The sequence below is a fragment of the Pseudomonas sp. Fl4BN1 genome (assembly GCF_009908285.1).
GTDB lineage: Bacteria > Pseudomonadota > Gammaproteobacteria > Pseudomonadales > Pseudomonadaceae > Aquipseudomonas.
Map to the genome: position 1 here is coordinate 26,502 of NZ_JAAARM010000032.1, position 16,164 is coordinate 42,665.

The 16,164-nt window shown below is 59.3% G+C and carries 12 protein-coding genes; 5 read left to right on the top strand and 7 right to left on the bottom strand.

Translation table 11 applies throughout. The features are described 5' to 3' along the window. Positions 1-54: 54 nt before the first annotated feature. Positions 55-2,724 carry a DNA gyrase subunit A gene (gene gyrA, locus GV818_RS26760; protein ID WP_161777964.1) on the bottom strand — a complete coding sequence of 890 codons (2,670 nt, stop codon included), beginning with the start codon at positions 2,722-2,724 and terminating at the stop codon, positions 55-57. Between the two features lie 340 nt (positions 2,725-3,064). Continuing rightward, positions 3,065-4,141, bottom strand: coding sequence for an S-methyl-5-thioribose-1-phosphate isomerase (gene mtnA / locus GV818_RS26765; protein ID WP_161757073.1), 1,077 nt, complete (start codon positions 4,139-4,141; stop codon positions 3,065-3,067). Between the two features lie 108 nt (positions 4,142-4,249). Here mtnA and GV818_RS26770 point away from each other — a divergent pair, with 108 nt between their 5' ends. From GV818_RS26770 to GV818_RS26790, 5 genes are all read left to right on the top strand, one after another. After that, positions 4,250-5,581 carry a TRZ/ATZ family hydrolase gene (locus GV818_RS26770; RefSeq protein WP_161777965.1) on the top strand — a complete coding sequence of 444 codons (1,332 nt, stop codon included), beginning with the start codon at positions 4,250-4,252 and terminating at the stop codon, positions 5,579-5,581. A 62-nt stretch (positions 5,582-5,643) separates the two neighbouring features. Then, on the top strand, positions 5,644-6,342 hold the full coding sequence (gene ubiG / locus GV818_RS26775; RefSeq protein ID WP_161777966.1) for a bifunctional 2-polyprenyl-6-hydroxyphenol methylase/3-demethylubiquinol 3-O-methyltransferase UbiG: 699 nt from the start codon (positions 5,644-5,646) through the stop codon (positions 6,340-6,342). Positions 6,343-6,345: 3 nt separating this feature from the next. Then, positions 6,346-7,017 (top strand): N-acetylmuramic acid 6-phosphate phosphatase MupP, encoded by a 672-nt coding sequence (gene mupP, locus GV818_RS26780; protein WP_161757076.1) that lies wholly within the window; start codon positions 6,346-6,348, stop codon positions 7,015-7,017. A 56-nt stretch (positions 7,018-7,073) separates the two neighbouring features. Next, positions 7,074-7,814 (top strand): YciK family oxidoreductase, encoded by a 741-nt coding sequence (locus GV818_RS26785; protein ID WP_161757077.1) that lies wholly within the window; start codon positions 7,074-7,076, stop codon positions 7,812-7,814. A gap of 369 nt (positions 7,815-8,183) precedes the next feature. Further along, positions 8,184-9,110: a GGDEF domain-containing protein gene (locus tag GV818_RS26790; RefSeq protein ID WP_161777967.1), complete on the top strand. Its 927-nt coding sequence runs from the start codon at positions 8,184-8,186 to the stop codon at positions 9,108-9,110. A 94-nt stretch (positions 9,111-9,204) separates the two neighbouring features. Here GV818_RS26790 and GV818_RS26795 read toward each other — a convergent pair whose 3' ends face one another. The 5 genes from GV818_RS26795 to GV818_RS26815 all read right to left on the bottom strand — a co-directional run bounded on the left by GV818_RS26795 (position 9,205) and on the right by GV818_RS26815 (position 16,096). Further along, a complete protein-coding gene (locus tag GV818_RS26795; protein WP_178125128.1) occupies positions 9,205-9,957 on the bottom strand; it encodes a TenA family transcriptional regulator in 753 nt (250 codons plus the stop codon). Positions 9,958-10,034: 77 nt separating this feature from the next. Further along, on the bottom strand, positions 10,035-12,494 hold the full coding sequence (locus GV818_RS26800) for an EAL domain-containing protein (RefSeq protein ID WP_161757080.1): 2,460 nt from the start codon (positions 12,492-12,494) through the stop codon (positions 10,035-10,037). Between the two features lie 208 nt (positions 12,495-12,702). Continuing rightward, positions 12,703-14,523, bottom strand: coding sequence for an ABC transporter ATP-binding protein (locus GV818_RS26805; protein ID WP_372242126.1), 1,821 nt, complete (start codon positions 14,521-14,523; stop codon positions 12,703-12,705). Continuing rightward, a complete protein-coding gene (locus tag GV818_RS26810) occupies positions 14,516-15,118 on the bottom strand; it encodes a DsbA family protein (protein ID WP_178125130.1) in 603 nt (200 codons plus the stop codon). The genes GV818_RS26805 and GV818_RS26810 overlap by 8 nt, the downstream gene beginning before the upstream one ends. A gap of 36 nt (positions 15,119-15,154) precedes the next feature. Further along, positions 15,155-16,096, bottom strand: a complete 942-nt coding sequence (locus GV818_RS26815) for a rhodanese-related sulfurtransferase (RefSeq protein ID WP_161777969.1) — start codon at positions 16,094-16,096, stop codon at positions 15,155-15,157. Between the last annotated feature and the right edge of the window lie 68 nt (positions 16,097-16,164).

Sequence of the window (16,164 nt, forward strand, 5' to 3'; positions counted from 1 at the left end):
GCTATGCATTCACGGTAGCGGACAGAGCAAACACTCTGCCCTGCTACGATTTATTTAGTCTTTCGACTCTTCTTCGCCTGCGGCGTCTGCCTGTTGGCCATCGGCTGCCTCATCCAGCTCGGCAGCCACATCCAGCGCGGCCCCGTCGAACTCAGCACCGTCTTCACCTTCGAACTCTTCGCCGTCGATTTCCGACGGTTCCTGCACACGCTCCAGGCCCACCAGGGTTTCATCGCTGGCCAGCTTGATCAGGGTTACGCCCTGAGTGTTACGACCCAGGCTCGACACTTCATCGACACGGGTACGAACCAGAGTGCCCTGATCGGAAATCAGCATGATTTCCTCACCGTCCAACACCTGCACGGCACCTACCAGGCGACCGTTACGATCGTTGCTGACCATGGCGATAACGCCCTGACCGCCACGCTTGTACTCAGGGAACTCGGTGATCGCCGTACGCTTGCCATAGCCACGCGCCGAAGCGGTAAGGATCTGGCTGCCTTCTTCCGGAATCAGCATGGAGATCAGCTTCTGGCCCTCTGGCAGACGCATGCCGCGAACACCGCGCGCAGTACGACCCATGGCACGAACATCAGACTCTTTGAAGCGAGTGACCTTGCCACCATCGGAGAACAGCATGACTTCACGCTCGCCATCGGTAATCGCGGCAGAAATCAGTACGTCGCCCTCATCCAGCTCCAATGCGATCAGACCCACACTGCGCTGACGACTGAAGGATTCCAGCGGTGTTTTCTTCACGGTGCCGTTGGCGGTCGCCATGAAGATGTAGTGACCTTCGGTGTATTCCTCGACCGGCAGCATGGTGGTGATGTATTCACCCTCATCCAGCGGCAGCAGGTTAACCAGCGGACGACCACGAGCAGCACGGGAAGCCTCAGGAATTTCATAGGTCTTCAGCCAGTACACCTTGCCTTTGCTGGAGAACAGCAGCAGCGTGGTGTGGCTGTTAGCTACTAGCAGGTGAGCGATGTAGTCCTCATCCTTGACGCCGGTAGCCGACTTGCCTTTACCGCCACGACGCTGAGCCTGGTACGCAGCCAGTGGCTGGGTCTTGGCATAACCACCGTGAGAGATGGTCACCACGCGCTCTTCTTCCGGGATCATGTCACCCAGGGTCAAGTCGAGACGGGCATCGAGAATCTCGGTGCGACGCACATCACCGTATTCGGCACGGATCACTTCCAGTTCTTCGCGGATCACTTCCATCAGGCGCGTGGCGCTGCTGAGGATACGGATCAGCTCGCCGATCTGGTTGAGAATCTCCTGGTACTCGGCCAGCAGTTTTTCGTGTTCAAGACCGGTCAGGCGGTGCAGGCGCAGTTCCAGAATGGCTTGCGCCTGCTCTGGCGACAGGAAGTACTTGCCGTCGCGCATGCCGTATTGCGGATCGAGGTTCTCCGGACGGCAGGAATCGGCGCCCGCACGTTCAACCATGGTCACCACCGCACTGGATTCCCAAGGCGTGCTGATCAACGCTTCCTTGGCTTCCGATGGTGTTGGCGACGCTTTGATCAGAGCAATAACCGGATCGATGTTGGACAGGGCAACGGCCTGGCCTTCGAGAATGTGGCCACGCTCACGAGCCTTGCGCAGCTCGAACACAGTACGACGGGTAACCACTTCGCGACGGTGACGGACGAAGGCTTCCAGCAGATCCTTGAGATTGAGGATCCGTGGACGACCGTCGATCAACGCAACGATGTTGATACCGAACACTGCCTGCAGCTGGGTCTGGGCATAGAGGTTGTTGAGGATCACCTCCGGCACTTCACCACGACGCAGCTCGATGACTACGCGCATACCGTCTTTGTCCGACTCGTCGCGCAGCTCAGTGATGCCTTCGAGCTTCTTCTCTTTTACCAGCTCGGCAATCTTCTCGATCAAGCGCGCCTTGTTCAGCTGGTACGGCAGCTCGGTGATGACGATCTGCTGGCGGCCACCGACTTTGTCGATGTCTTCGATGATCGAACGGGCGCGCATGTAGATGCGACCACGGCCCGTACGATAGGCCTCGATGATGCCTTCACGACCATTGATGATTGCCGCGGTCGGGAAGTCCGGGCCGGGGATGTATTGCATCAACTCATCGACGGTCAGCTCGGGATTGTCGATCAGCGCCAGGCAACCATCGATGACTTCACCGAGGTTGTGCGGCGGAATGTTGGTCGCCATACCCACGGCAATACCGCTGGAACCGTTGACCAGCAGGTTGGGGATCTTGGTCGGCATGACCGCCGGGATCATCTCGGTGCCGTCGTAGTTCGGCACCCAGTCCACGGTTTCTTTGTGCAGGTCAGCCAGCAGCTCGTGCGCCAGCTTGGTCATGCGCACTTCGGTGTATCGCATGGCCGCCGCGTTGTCGCCGTCGACCGAACCAAAGTTACCCTGGCCGTCTACCAGCAGGTAGCGCAGGGAGAATGGCTGAGCCATACGAACGATGGTGTCGTACACCGCGGTATCACCGTGGGGGTGATACTTACCGATCACGTCACCGACAACACGGGCAGATTTCTTGTACGGCTTGTTCCAGTCATTACCGAGCTCGCTCATCGCGAACAGCACACGCCGGTGCACGGGCTTCAAGCCATCGCGCGCATCAGGCAGTGCCCGCCCGACGATTACGCTCATCGCGTAGTCGAGATAGGACTGTTTCAGCTCGTCTTCGATATTGACCGGGAGGATTTCTTTGGCCAGTTCGCCCATGAGAAGCCTGATTCCTTTTTCTGGTGAAACTTCGTCACATCCATATGGGACGAACGAAGCTCGCCGCTGCAGGCCTAGTGCCCTGCACCGACTTACGACAAATCAACAAGTTGTGCCATGGATTTGCGCAGTAAAGACGGCCGCATCGGACCGCCTTGGAAACCGCCGGATGTTATCACAATCGCCGCCACGCACCTATCCCTCTGACGGGCATGGAACATAGTTAGTTGACCGGTGACAGCCTGATAAGGGACGAGAGAGGCTCAGAGGACAAATTCGCACGCATTCAGGTGTTTTTTACTGACCAGGCGGCGTTCGTTGGAAGCCATCGTCGATGACCTCAATGCAAGCGCTTGCGGCACATCAACTGCGCTATTTTTGCCGTATCCGGACGCTCGACTATGCCCTTTTCAGTGACGATCGCGTCGATCAGGTCCGCGGGCGTGACATCGAACACCGGATTGAACACATCGACTTCGGCCCCCACGCGCTTGCCAGCGAGCTCCAGCAATTCCTTGCCATCGCGCTCCTCGATAGGAATGTCCTCGCCGCTGGCCAGGCTCAGGTCGATGGTCGAACTGGACGCCACCACCATAAAGCGCACGCCGTGGTGCATGGCATTGACCGCCAGCTGATAGGTCCCGATCTTGTTCGCCACATCACCATTGGCGGTGATCCGATCGGCTCCGACGATCACCCAGGTCACCCCTTTGGTCTTCATGATATGCGCCGCGGCGGAGTCAGCATTCAAGGTCAGTGCAATGCCCTCATTGGCCAACTCCCAAGCCGTCAAGCGCGCCCCCTGCAACCAGGGCCGGGTTTCGTCGACATAGACCCGCTCCACCATGCCTTCAAGCCAGGCCGCACGAATCACCCCCAGCGCAGTGCCAAAACCGCCGGTGGCCAAGGCACCGGTATTGCAATGGGTCAACAGGGCCTGGGGATTGCCTTGGTGCCTGCGGATCAGGTCCACACCCAACTGAGCCATGGTCAGATTGGCTTCACGATCACTTTCATGGATTGCCAGCGCCTCAACCTCAAGGGCCGCCACCGGGTCGGCGTTATCCTTGACCCGCCCCAGGCGCTCGCGCATGCGATTCAAGGCCCAGAACAGATTGACCGCAGTAGGACGCGAGTCCGCCAGCAAAGCGAAGTCCTCCTCCAGGGCCGCAACCCAGTCACCACCCGCAGCAAAACGTGCGCGCGCAGCCAGCACTAGCCCATATGCTGCACTGATGCCAATGGCCGGGGCACCGCGCACCACCATTGAGCGGATCGCCTCTGCGACTCCGGCAACTTCATCGTAGGCAACCCAGGTTTCTTCAAAGGGTAAAATCCGCTGATCGAGCAGATACAGAGTGTTATCCCGCCAATCAATGGCCTTGACCTTCTCCGCAGCCAACAGACGATCGCGCATCCTTCACCCCGTACTCATGAACAAAAGCCGCCGATTATAGCGATCCCCCTGCGAAGACGCTCGGGTATACTTCGCCATCCTCTATATGACGCCCTGGACCGATATTCGATGCCAAACCGTGATGCTGCGCTCGACCTGCTCCTGTTACCGACCTGGTTGGTACCGGTGGAGCCGGCCGGCGTTGTCCTCAAGGAACATGGCCTGGGCATCCGCGACGGCCGTATCGCGTTCATTGGCCCACGGACCGAGGCCTTGAAACAGCCAGCCAGCGAAGTCCGCGAATTGCCTGGCATGCTGCTCAGCCCAGGATTGATCAACGCCCACGGGCATGCGGCCATGACCCTGTTTCGTGGCCTGGCCGATGATCTGCCACTGATGAACTGGTTGGAAAATCATATCTGGCCCGCCGAGGCCAAGTGGGTAGATGAAGCCTTCGTCCGTGATGGCACCGACCTTGCCATCGCCGAACAGATCAAAGGTGGCATCAGCTGCTTCGCTGACATGTACTTCTTTCCGAAGGTTGCCAGTGAGCGAGTCCACAACAGCGACATTCGTGCACAGATCGCCATACCGATCCTCGACTTCCCGATTCCCGGCGCGCATGACGCCGACGAAGCCATTCGCCAGGGCGTGGAGCTGTTCGGCGACCTCAAGCTTCATCCTCGAATCAAGATCACTTTCGGCCCTCATGCACCCTACACCGTCTGTGACGAGAATCTGGAGAAAATTCGCGTCATCGCTGAAGAACTCGACGCCTCGATTCACATGCATGTGCATGAAACAGCATTCGAAGTGCAGCAGTCCCTGGAGCAGCACGGCGAACGACCGCTGGCCCGCCTGGCCCGCCTGGGTCTCTTGGGTCCGCGCTTCCAGGCCGTTCATATGACCCAAATCAGCGATGACGACCTGGCTTTACTGGTAGAAACCAACACCAGCGTCATTCACTGCCCGGAATCCAACTTGAAACTGGCCAGCGGCTTCTGCCCGGTGGAGCGCCTTTGGCAAGCGGGAGTCAACGTCGCCGTGGGCACCGACGGCGCGGCCAGCAACAATGACCTGGACCTGCTGGGGGAAACCCGCACCGCGGCCCTCCTGGCCAAGGCCGTAGCCGGCTCGGCAACAGCCCTGGACGCTCATCGTGCCTTGCGCATGGCTACCCTCAATGGAGCCCGGGCCATGGGCCTGGATAACCAAGTGGGCTCCCTGGAAATCGGCAAGGCTGCGGACCTGGTGGCCTTCGACTTGTCCGGACTGGCCCAGCAACCGATTTACGACCCGGTGTCGCAACTGATCTACGCCACCGGCCGCGACTGCGTAACGCATCTATGGGTCGCCGGCAAGCAACTGCTGGATGACCGGCGTCTGACTCGCCTGGATGAACAGCAGCTCGGCGAAACCGCCCGCCGCTGGGGCCAGCGCATCAGCGGCCACACCCACTAACCCGGGCCTTGAGCTGAAGCTTGAGGCTGTACACAGAATTTTTTAGCTTTGGAGTACTACCCATGAGCAACGTCGACCACGCTGAAATCGCCAAATTCGAAGCCCTGGCCCATCGCTGGTGGGACCGCGAAAGCGAGTTCAAGCCCCTGCACGACATCAATCCATTGCGGGTCAACTGGATCGAGGAGCGGGTCAGCCTGGCCGGCAAGAAGGTGCTCGACGTTGGTTGCGGCGGCGGCATCCTCAGCGAGGCCATGGCCCAACGCGGCGCCACCGTTACCGGCATCGACATGGGTGAGGCCCCCCTGGCAGTGGCACAGCTGCACCAACTGGAATCCGGCGTGAACGTCGAATACCGGCAGATCACCGCCGAAGCCTTGGCCGAGGAAATGCCCGAACAGTTCGACGTGGTCACTTGCCTGGAAATGCTCGAACACGTCCCCGACCCTTCGTCGGTAATCCGCGCCTGCTTCCGCATGGTCAAGCCAGGCGGCCAGGTGTTCTTCTCCACCATCAACCGCAACCCAAAGGCTTACCTGTTCGCCATTATCGGTGCGGAATACATCATGAAGCTGCTTCCTCGCGGCACCCATGACTTCAAGAAGTTCATCCGCCCTTCGGAGCTTGGCGCCTGGAGCCGTTCCGCCGGCCTGAGCGTCAAGGACATCATCGGCCTGACCTACAACCCACTGACCAAACACTACAAGCTGGCTGCGGACGTGGACGTCAACTACATGATCCAGACGCTGCGAGAGGAGTGAGACATGGCTATCAGAGCCGTTCTTTTCGACATGGATGGCACCCTGCTCGACACCGCGCCTGATTTCATCGCCGTGTGCCAAGGCATGCGACGTGATCGCGGCCTGCCGCCGATCGCCGACCAGCATATTCGCGACGAAGTCTCCGGCGGCGCCCGAGCCATGGTCGCCGTGACCTTTTCCATGGACCCGGAATCCCCGGGGTTCGAGGCATTGCGCCTGGAGTTTCTCGAGCGCTACCTGAAGCATTGCGCGGTGCACAGCAAGCTTTTCGACGGCATGGCCGAGCTACTGGCTGATATCGAAAAGGCCAATCTGATCTGGGGCGTGGTGACCAACAAACCCCTGCGTTTCGCCGAGCCGATCATGCAGCAACTCGGGCTGGCCGAGCGTTCGGCGCTGCTGATCTGCCCCGACCATGTGAAAAACAGCAAGCCCGACCCCGAACCACTGATCCTGGCGTGCCAGATGCTCAAGCTGGACCCGTCCAGCGTTCTGTTCGTCGGTGATGACCTACGGGATATCGAGTCCGGTCGGGACGCCGGAACCAAGACCGCCGCCGTGACCTACGGCTATATCCATCCGGACGACAACCCCCGGCATTGGGGTGCCGACGTAGTGGTCAATCATCCGCTGGAACTGCGCCAGGTTCTGGATAACGCATTGTGCAGCTGCTAAGCAGTGGCATTTCCGACTAAACGCCGGGGACGTTCCAATTTATATTGAGGCCTTTTATGTTTGATTATTCCGCGCGCCCCGAACTGCTCAAGGATCGGGTCATTCTGGTCACCGGAGCCGGTCGCGGCATCGGCGCTGCTGCCGCCAAGACCTTTGCCGCCCATGGCGCCACGGTGCTCCTGCTAGGCAAGACCGAAGCCAACCTGACCGAGGTCTACGATGCCATCGAGGCGGCGGGCCATCCACAGCCTGCGGTGATTCCGTTCAACCTGGAAACCGCCCTGCCACACCAGTACGACGAACTGGCAGCGATGATCGAAACCGAGTTCGGCCACCTCGACGGCCTGCTGCACAACGCCTCGATCATCGGTCCGCGCACACCGCTGGAGCAGCTCTCAGGGGAGAACTTTATGCGGGTGATGCAAATCAATGTCAACGCCATGTTCATGCTGACCAGCACCCTGCTGCCCTTGCTCAAGCTATCCCAGGACGCTTCGGTGGTTTTCACTTCCAGCAGCGTTGGGCGCAAGGGCCGGGCCTATTGGGGCGCCTACGGTGTATCCAAATTCGCCACCGAGGGGCTGATGCAAACCCTGGCCGACGAGCTAGATACTGTGGCCCCGGTCCGCGCCAATAGCATCAACCCTGGCGCCACTCGGACCAGTATGCGGGCCCAGGCCTACCCCGGCGAGAACCCCAGCAACAACCCCACACCTGAAGAGATCATGCCGGTCTACCTGTATCTGATGGGACCGGACAGCACCGGGATCAATGGCCAGGCCTTCGACGCGCAGTAACCCCTTCCGTTCGTCGCGACGGAATACCGTCGCGATGCCCGAAAAAGAACTTATCCCCAAGCTTTCCAAGCCAAACAAATGCCGGTCGCAACTGATTGACCCTCAGAATAAAAACCCAAACCACTGAATTAGAACGAATTTTATTTATCTGAACCGAATGGCACGAGTTTCGCTCTAACACCACTCAATACACCGTGCATTGGCGCAGTGAAAAACAGCTTGCGTCGAGGGCTTTATCGCCATCAGCGAAGCGGCATAAAATGTGCGCGATTGTCCTACGGGGCTGATGGAACAGTATGACGCGCAGCCCTGAGCCGCCCTCACCCAAGCAGTAAGACCGTACACCGTGCTCAGGGGGCTCACACTCAGATGAAAACACCGACCCAGACCAACGCAATTGACTTCGACAGCGCCAAATTGCAGCGCCTGGGCTTTGGCCAGCAGTCGCCACTGATCAGACAGCCCGTCAGCCTCGGACAATTGCGCCAGCAGATGGGACTGCAGTTGCAGACCAGCCTTGAGCCACAGCGCATCCTCGGCCTGTTCTTTCGTGAGGTTCAACGCTTGGTACCGCTCGACGCACTGTTCTACAAGCACGCGCCGAGTGATCTGCGTCTGGAGTTCGGTCAACGCGGACACCACTCCATCAGCTATCGCCTCAGCCACGAAGGCGAACCGATGGGTGAACTGGTCTTCCGTCGCAACCAACGTTTCAGCGATTCAGAACAGGGTTATCTGGAGTCACTGCTGTCAACCCTGCTGTACCCAATGCGCAACGCGCTCTTGTACCGTGCCGCCACTCGCAGCGCCCTGCGCGACCCACTGACCGACACTGGCAACCGCATTGCCATGGATCAGACCCTGGAACGGGAAATCGAAATGGCCCAGCGTCACCTGCATCCGCTGTCGCTGCTGATGCTGGACATTGACCACTTCAAGCGCATCAACGATAACCACGGCCACAGCGCTGGCGACGAAGTACTCAAAGCAGTTGCCGCCTCGATCAAGGAACAGTTGCGCAACGTCGATATGGTGTTTCGTTTTGGCGGGGAAGAGTTCCTGATCCTGCTTTCCAACACCGGCCGCGACGCTGCAGCGATGGTTGGCGAACGCCTGCGGCATGCCACCCAGGCCCGGGAGTACTGGGCTGATGGCAACTTGATCGAACTTACGGTGAGCCTGGGCTGCTCGACCCTTTTGCCGGGGGAATCTTCGGAGAGTCTGTTGCGTCGCGCCGACAGCGCACTGTATGTAGCCAAGCGCGAGGGGCGCAATCGCCTGGCAATGGCGGGTTAGACACCGAACCCCGCCTCAGCAGATCATTCACGGGCAACCCACCGACACAAACGTCAACCGCTTGAGGCAATCGAGCAGCCCGCAAACCCCAGCCCTATCCCTCAGCCAACGCCAGGCGCTCGCGGGTCACGGTGGTCTTTTCCTGTTGCATGCAGCGCTCCAGGAACAGGTACATATAGTCATAGCTCTTGCAGATGGCCTGGCGCAATTCGGCCTGCAAGGCCTTGCTCGGGCTCAACCCAGCCAGGGTAACGATGATTTCCAGCGCTTCCCAGGGATGTGCATCATCGTACTGCGCATGCATCTTCAGCCATTTCATGGCGCGCTTGCGGTCTTCTTCCGGAAATGACGCGGCATAAATGCCATTGGAGCACACCAGGGCCGACCATTCGCCCGTCGCCCCTTCGATTGCGTAATTGGTGGCTGCGATGGCCACGATCAGCGAGTCCGCCGAACTGGTGTGCCAGCACCAATGGCTCAGTGCGTGCAACTCTGGCGCTACCTGCTGTGCCTGCAGGTCTTCCAGGGTCACGCCATGAGCCCGACTCCAATGCACCCAGTAATCCGCATGATTGAGCTCAACCCGAATATTGCGCATCAACCAGCGGCGCGCCATGTCCTCGCCGGGATGACGGGCAAAGCGGGTCTTCGTCAGGTTTTGTGCCATGTACAGGGCAAATTGCTCAACCACCGGCCAGCCGCCGATCAAGTACTGACGCATGACTTTGGCGCTGAGCTTGTTATCGCGCATGCGCTGGTACAGCTCATGCTCGACCACGCGGCGCTTGCTCTCGCTGCAGTCCTGGATCAGTTGCTGGGTCCAGGCGGGGTAACTGGCAGCTTCCATGAGCGGGCCGGTTCGGCTGAATGTGTCGATCACTGTCGGGCTCCTTTTGATTGTGATGTACGGATCCAAAAGAGGTTTCAACGGAACGTGCCGGGCGCCTTGAATAACAGGGGCTGTGGTCGCACGGGTCGACACTGCAGACTGTCACAGGTGAACAATTGCGGGCGTTCAATAATGTAGCCTTGAGCATAATCCACACCGATCTCAAGCAAGGCCTGCTCGATCTGCGGCGTTTCAACAAACTCGGCAATCGTGCGCTTACCCATGACATGCCCGATGTGGTTGATCACCTCGACCATGGCGCGGTTAATCGGGTCGTCCAGCATATCCTTTACGAAACTTCCATCGATCTTGAGGAAGTCTACAGGCAAATGTTTGAGATAAGCGAACGACGACATTCCTGCACAAAAGTCATCCAGAGAGAAACGACAACCTAAACCCTTGAGTTCATTTATAAAACGGATTGCACTGCCCAAGTTGGCGATTGCACTGGTTTCAGTAATTTCAAAACAGATCATCTTCGGCGGCACGCCATAGGCGACAAACTGCTCCCTCAGGAAGCCGAGGAACTCATCATCGCCAATGGTGATGCCTGAGAGGTTGATCGCACACGTCGCCATCGGCCCTTCGCGACCCTCTTCGATGCACTGGGCGATGATCTTGAATACGTTTTGTACCACCCAGCGATCCAGGGACGTCATCAAGCCGTAACGCTCAGCCGCCGGAATGAAGCTGTCCGGCAAGATCATCCTGCCGGCCTCGTCATGCAGGCGCAGAAGAATCTCGACATGGCCACCATCGTGTTCGACGTGGCCCAAGGCAGTAATTTCCTGGGAATAGAGACAAAAGCGGTTTTCCTCGAGGGCCATGTGCAGGCGCTGGACCCAGGCCATCTCGCCAAACCGCAGGGAAAGCTCGGAGTCGTCGGCATGATAAACCTGAACCCGGTTGCGGCCTTTTTCCTTGGCCATGTAGCAGGCCATATCCGCCGCTCGCAGCGAAGCCTCGAGGGTGGTTGGAGTCTGGGCGACATGCACCAGGCCAATACTCACGGTGGTCACGAAGGGCCGGCCCTTCCAGACAAAATGCAGGTTCTGCACCGTTTGGCGCAGCCCTTCGGCAATCTTCTCAGCCGCCTCCGGCGAGCAGTTCTCCAAGAGAATGCCGAACTCGTCCCCCCCCAGTCGGGCCAGAGTGTCGCCTTCACGTAACCCCGACTGCAGCAGCGCACAAATATGCCGCAGCAACTCGTCCCCGGCGGCATGGCCGCAAGTGTCGTTGACCAGCTTGAACTGGTCCAGGTCCAGGAACATCAACGCATGCCTGGCTGGCTGGCGCACCAGACTGTGCAGGGCTTGCTCCAGGCGGAACTCGAACTCCCGGCGATTGGCCAGGCCAGTCAAGGCATCGTGGGTCGCCTGCCAGGATAGATTGGCAATGTATTGCCGCTCTTGGGTCATGTCATGCAGTACCAGCACCGTGCCACTGACTTTCCCCGCATTGCGGATCGGTGCACCTACCAAGGTCACCGACACCGTGCTGCCATCCAACCGCTGGATCAGCTTGGAATGCTCGCTGCCACCGCTGAGCTGGCCGCTGAGGATGTGCTCAATCAAGGTGAAACCGTCGGCCTGGGCGTTTTCATCCAACAGATTGAACAGAGCCGCCAGGGGCAGCCCCACGGCCTGCTCGGCCTTCCAGCGAGTCAGCTCTTCAGCCGCCGGGTTCATGTAGGCGATAGCACCCTCGACATCGGTGGTGATCACCCCGTCGCCAATGGACTGCAAGGTGATCTGCGCGCGCTCCTTCTCCAGTTGCAAGGCATCGGCAAAGGCATGGCGCTGGGCCAGCAACTTGTGGGTACGCAGCAAGGCCAAGGCAATCAGGATCAGCGCTGTGGCCAGGTTGGTCACCAGCAATAGTCGCAGGATGACTCGCGAGCCTTCGCCCAAGGCATCGCTGAACGCCTTGGCGGCCGGAGTAACACCGTCGTTGATGGCAAATATCTGGTTTTTCCAACGCTGCACATCGGCTTCGCTGGCACTGTTGCTACTGATCCCCTGATGCATCTCCCGAGCCACGGTATCCAGTTGCAGCAGGTAGCCATCCCCCACGGTCCAGAGGTCGATGGCTTTTTCCAGGTAGCTGAAATGACGGAAATTAAGGTACAGCCAGATCAGGCTAGAAACGTCATCCGGGTGGTTGCCGCCCTTGAGGATGCCCTGGCGCGCAGCGTCCAGATCCGGTGGCCGACGATCCAGGGCCACTCGCAGCTCATGGCCGCCCTGAGGCACGGCAATTGCGTTCTGGTACTTGAGGAAAGCCCCCTCATCGCGACTGTCGGCATACAGGTTGAGGTAGTAGATGGCGTCTTTCTGGCCTTTGGACCACAGGCTTTCACCGGCAACATAGCCGCGTACTGCCGACAGGACATACAAGCTGAGGCCGCCCAACAGCGCTTGAAATAACACCACGGCAATAAAGGGCCAGACGATGCCCAACAACCGCGGCGTTGCGAAAGTCCGCTTTTGCTTCATGAGGGTCCTTGCTTCAGCACTGCCAAATGAACAACCCAGTAGTCCCGCCTCAGACAGCACAGATTAGGCTAATTTCCGCAGATCCGGCGCAAGGTGAATACCGGCCGGATCAGCCCCGTAGGAGGAAACTGCCACCGTCTCATGCTGAAGCGGTTATTCCACCAGGAAATTCAAGCACTAAGCACAGAAAGCCGAGGAAAACTCAAGACTATCGAACCTGCTGCAAATGCCCGTACAGCTTGGCGTAAAGACCACCATCGGCAATCAACTGCTGGTGGTCGCCATCTTCGGCAATCTGTCCACCATCGAACACCAAAACCCGATCAGCCTGTTTTACCGCCGACAGGCGATGAGCAATGATCAGCGTAGTCCGCCCACGCAGAAAACGCGTCAATGCCTGATGCAGGTTGTATTCGGTGGCCGCATCCAGGGCGGACGTGGCTTCATCGAGGATCACCACCTTGGGCTCGGCCAGGACCATTCGCGCAATCGCCAGGCGCTGGCGCTGTCCGCCTGAAAGGCGCACGCCGGAACGGCCAACCACGGTGTCCAGGCCCTGAGGCAACGCCCTGACCGTGGCGTCCAACTGAGCAATTTCCAGGGCCTGCCAGCAAGCGCCATCATCGCGCTCACGGCCCATGGTCAGGTTGGCGCGAACAGTGTCGTTGAACAGTGCCGGATGCTGCAGCACCACGGCGACGTTTTCCCGCACCGTTTCCAAGCCGATCTCCTGCTGGGTCGCACCACCAAAACGGATCACCCCGGTCTGCGGCGTGTACAACCCCAGCAACAGCTGCACCAGGGTGCTCTTGCCACCGCCACTGGCGCCGACAATCGCCACCTTCTCGCCAGGAGCAATGGACAGGTTCATGTTGTCCAGCACTCGCTCGTCGCCGTAACCGAAGCTCAGCCCACGCACTTCGATACCAACGGTGTCTCGCCCCTGGAAGGGATCCACGCCACCGGGGTATTGCGGCTCATCGGCCCGCGCCAGCAACTCGTTGATCCGAGTCAGGGCTCCACCCGCCGCGTAATAGGCGTATTGCAGATTCAACAACTGCTCCACCGGACCGATCATGAACCACAGGTAACTGAACACGGCGAGCATCTGGCCGATCGACAGATCGGAGAACAGCACCGTGAGCATGGCGGCGGCGCGAAAAATATCGATGCCGAACTGGAACAGCAAGCCACTGGCCCGTCCCGAAGCGTCGCTTTTCCACTGCGAGGCCACTGCGTAATCCCGCACCTCCTCGGCACGCTGTCCCAGGCGCCCAAGAAAGTAGCCCTGGCGATTGCCGGCACGAACTTCCTGAATAGCCTCCAAGGTCTCGGTCAACGCCTGGGTAAACCGCGAAGTGCTGTCGTTTTCCAGCTTCTTCAGGTGCTTGACCCGCTTGCCCAACTGCACCGTGGCAAAGATCACCAGGGGGTTGAACAGCAGAATCAGCAAAGCCAGCTTCCAGTGCATCCACATCAGGATGCCCGCGGTCCCCACCAGGGTCAGCATGGCGACCAGGAAGCGGCTCAGGGTTTCACCAACGAATTTGTCCACCGTGTCCAGGTCAGTGACCAGGTGAGTGGTGACCGTGCCGCCCCCCAGGCTTTCGTACTCACCCAGGGAGATACGCTTGAGTCGCTCGATCAGGCGCACGCGGATCCGATAGACGATGTCCTTGGCCAGGCCGGCGAACAACCGCGCCTGAATCACGTTGAACACCAAGGCTGCGCTTCGCAGGATCAACGTCAGCAGCAGCATCAGTCCGATATAGCCGGCGGCCTGGTGCCAACCCTCAGGCAGAAAGCGGTTCATCACTTGCAGTGCAGCGTCGCCTCGGCCCAGCAACACTTCGTCCACCAGCAAGGGCAACAGCAGCGGGATAGGTACACTGCACAGGGTAGCCAGCACGGCTACGCCGTTGGCGATCCACAGTGACTTCCGGTGATGCAGGGCCAGGCGGCGAATTTCTGTCCAGCTCAGACGATCAACCCGTTTGCCAGGAGCATTTGAATCAACCGGGTCAGGCACAGGCAGCACGCTCCAGCCAACGGCCGAGCAACGGTGACAGCTCACCGAGTGGCTGATAGCCGTTGGTCAGCAACGCCAGTTGGCCATTGCGCTCCGCCAGCAAGGTCGGAAACCCAGCGATACCCAGGTCCTGGACCCAGGTAAAGTCCGCCGCGGTGGCGGCGTGCTGCTCGGCCCGATCGAAAGCTTCGGCGAACTCGATGCGCGGCACCCCGGCTTGTTCAGCCAACTCCACCAACACACTGGCCAGCGTGACATCACGGCCTTCGACATAGAACGCCCGCTGGATCAGTCCCAGCAGTTTCCAGGCACAGTCAGATGCCAGACCACGAGCGGTAACGATGGCTCGACAGGCCGGCTCGGTGTCATAGACAAACCCATCGGGCAAGGCGCCGTCGAAGGTGAATGGTTGACCGGTGGCCTGATGCACGGCCTGCCAATGCTCAAGGATATAGCGCCGGGTGTTGGGTTCCAGGGCCGCACCACTCCCCGTGCGCAAGCCGCCCACCACCAGATGCAATTCAACGCCGGCAGCCTGCGCCTGATCTGCCAGGGCCTGGGCCACGGGCGCGAAGCCCCAGCACCATGAACACATCGGGTCCATCACATAGAGCAGGCGGGCAGACATGGCTCAGGCCTCGGTGGATGATTGCTTGTAGTTGAAACCAATCGGGTGCGGCATGTTGCGAGCCTTGGCCAATTCGATCTGTTTCTGCCGGTCGACGGCACTGCGGCGAGTCTTTTCGCTCAGCGTGTCCCAGCAGTGGGGGCAACTGATACCCGGCACATAGTGCTCGGACGCGCGCTCTTCGACGCTCACCGGAGTACGGCAGGCATGACATTGATCGTAGTCGCCTTCGCTCAGGTCGTGGCGCACGGTGACCCGGTTATCGAAAACAAAACAGTCGCCCTGCCATTTGCTCTCTTGCTGCGGCACTTCCTCAAGGTACTTGAGAATGCCGCCCTTGAGATGGAAGACCTCTTCGAACCCCTCGCCGAGCATGTAGCTCGAGGCTTTTTCGCAACGGATACCGCCGGTGCAGAACATGGCCACTTTCTTGTGCTTGCTCGGGTCGAAGTGGGCTTTGATGTAGTCCGGGAACTCGCGAAAACTGGTGGTTTTCGGGTCGATCGCACCTTCGAAGGTACCGATGGACACCTCGTAGTCGTTACGGGTATCGATCAACAGCACTTCCGGGTCGTTGATCAGGGCATTCCAGTCCTGCGGCTCGACATAGGTCCCGACCTTCTTGTTGGGGTCGACACCAGGTACGCCCAGAGTGACGATCTCTTTCTTCAGCTTGACCTTGGTGCGGTAGAACGGCTGATCGTCGCAGTACGACTCTTTGTGATCGATGTCGAGCATGCGCGGGTCGTTCTTCAGCCAGGCCAGCAGCCCATCGATGCCTTCTCGGCTGCCGGATACCGTGCCGTTGATGCCTTCTTCGGCGATCAGCAAGGTACCTTTGATGCCGTTGTCGAGCATCGCCTGCAACAGCGGTTCGCGCAGGTTTACGTAATCTTCGAGGGTGACGAACTTATACAGTGCCGCCACGACAATCGGTTGTGTCATGGGTAATCTCCAGGTGGCTACCCTCGCAAAGGGTGAACCGGATGCAAAAAAAACGCGCCGGCTTGAGC

What these genes read in the sequence shown, in the direction of transcription:
- GV818_RS26770 (WP_161777965.1), top strand. Translation starts at nt 4,250, where the DNA reads ATGCCAAACCGTGATGCTGCGCTCGACCTGCTCCTGTTACCGACCTGG.
- gyrA (WP_161777964.1), bottom strand. Translation starts at nt 2,724, where the DNA reads ATGGGCGAACTGGCCAAAGAAATCCTCCCGGTCAATATCGAAGACGAG.
- ubiG (WP_161777966.1), top strand. Translation starts at nt 5,644, where the DNA reads ATGAGCAACGTCGACCACGCTGAAATCGCCAAATTCGAAGCCCTGGCC.
- GV818_RS26785 (WP_161757077.1), top strand. Translation starts at nt 7,074, where the DNA reads ATGTTTGATTATTCCGCGCGCCCCGAACTGCTCAAGGATCGGGTCATT.
- GV818_RS26800 (WP_161757080.1), bottom strand. Translation starts at nt 12,494, where the DNA reads ATGAAGCAAAAGCGGACTTTCGCAACGCCGCGGTTGTTGGGCATCGTC.
- GV818_RS26810 (WP_178125130.1), bottom strand. Translation starts at nt 15,118, where the DNA reads ATGTGTTCATGGTGCTGGGGCTTCGCGCCCGTGGCCCAGGCCCTGGCA.
- GV818_RS26790 (WP_161777967.1), top strand. Translation starts at nt 8,184, where the DNA reads ATGAAAACACCGACCCAGACCAACGCAATTGACTTCGACAGCGCCAAA.
- mtnA (WP_161757073.1), bottom strand. Translation starts at nt 4,141, where the DNA reads ATGCGCGATCGTCTGTTGGCTGCGGAGAAGGTCAAGGCCATTGATTGG.
- mupP (WP_161757076.1), top strand. Translation starts at nt 6,346, where the DNA reads ATGGCTATCAGAGCCGTTCTTTTCGACATGGATGGCACCCTGCTCGAC.
- GV818_RS26795 (WP_178125128.1), bottom strand. Translation starts at nt 9,957, where the DNA reads ATGGAAGCTGCCAGTTACCCCGCCTGGACCCAGCAACTGATCCAGGAC.
- GV818_RS26815 (WP_161777969.1), bottom strand. Translation starts at nt 16,096, where the DNA reads ATGACACAACCGATTGTCGTGGCGGCACTGTATAAGTTCGTCACCCTC.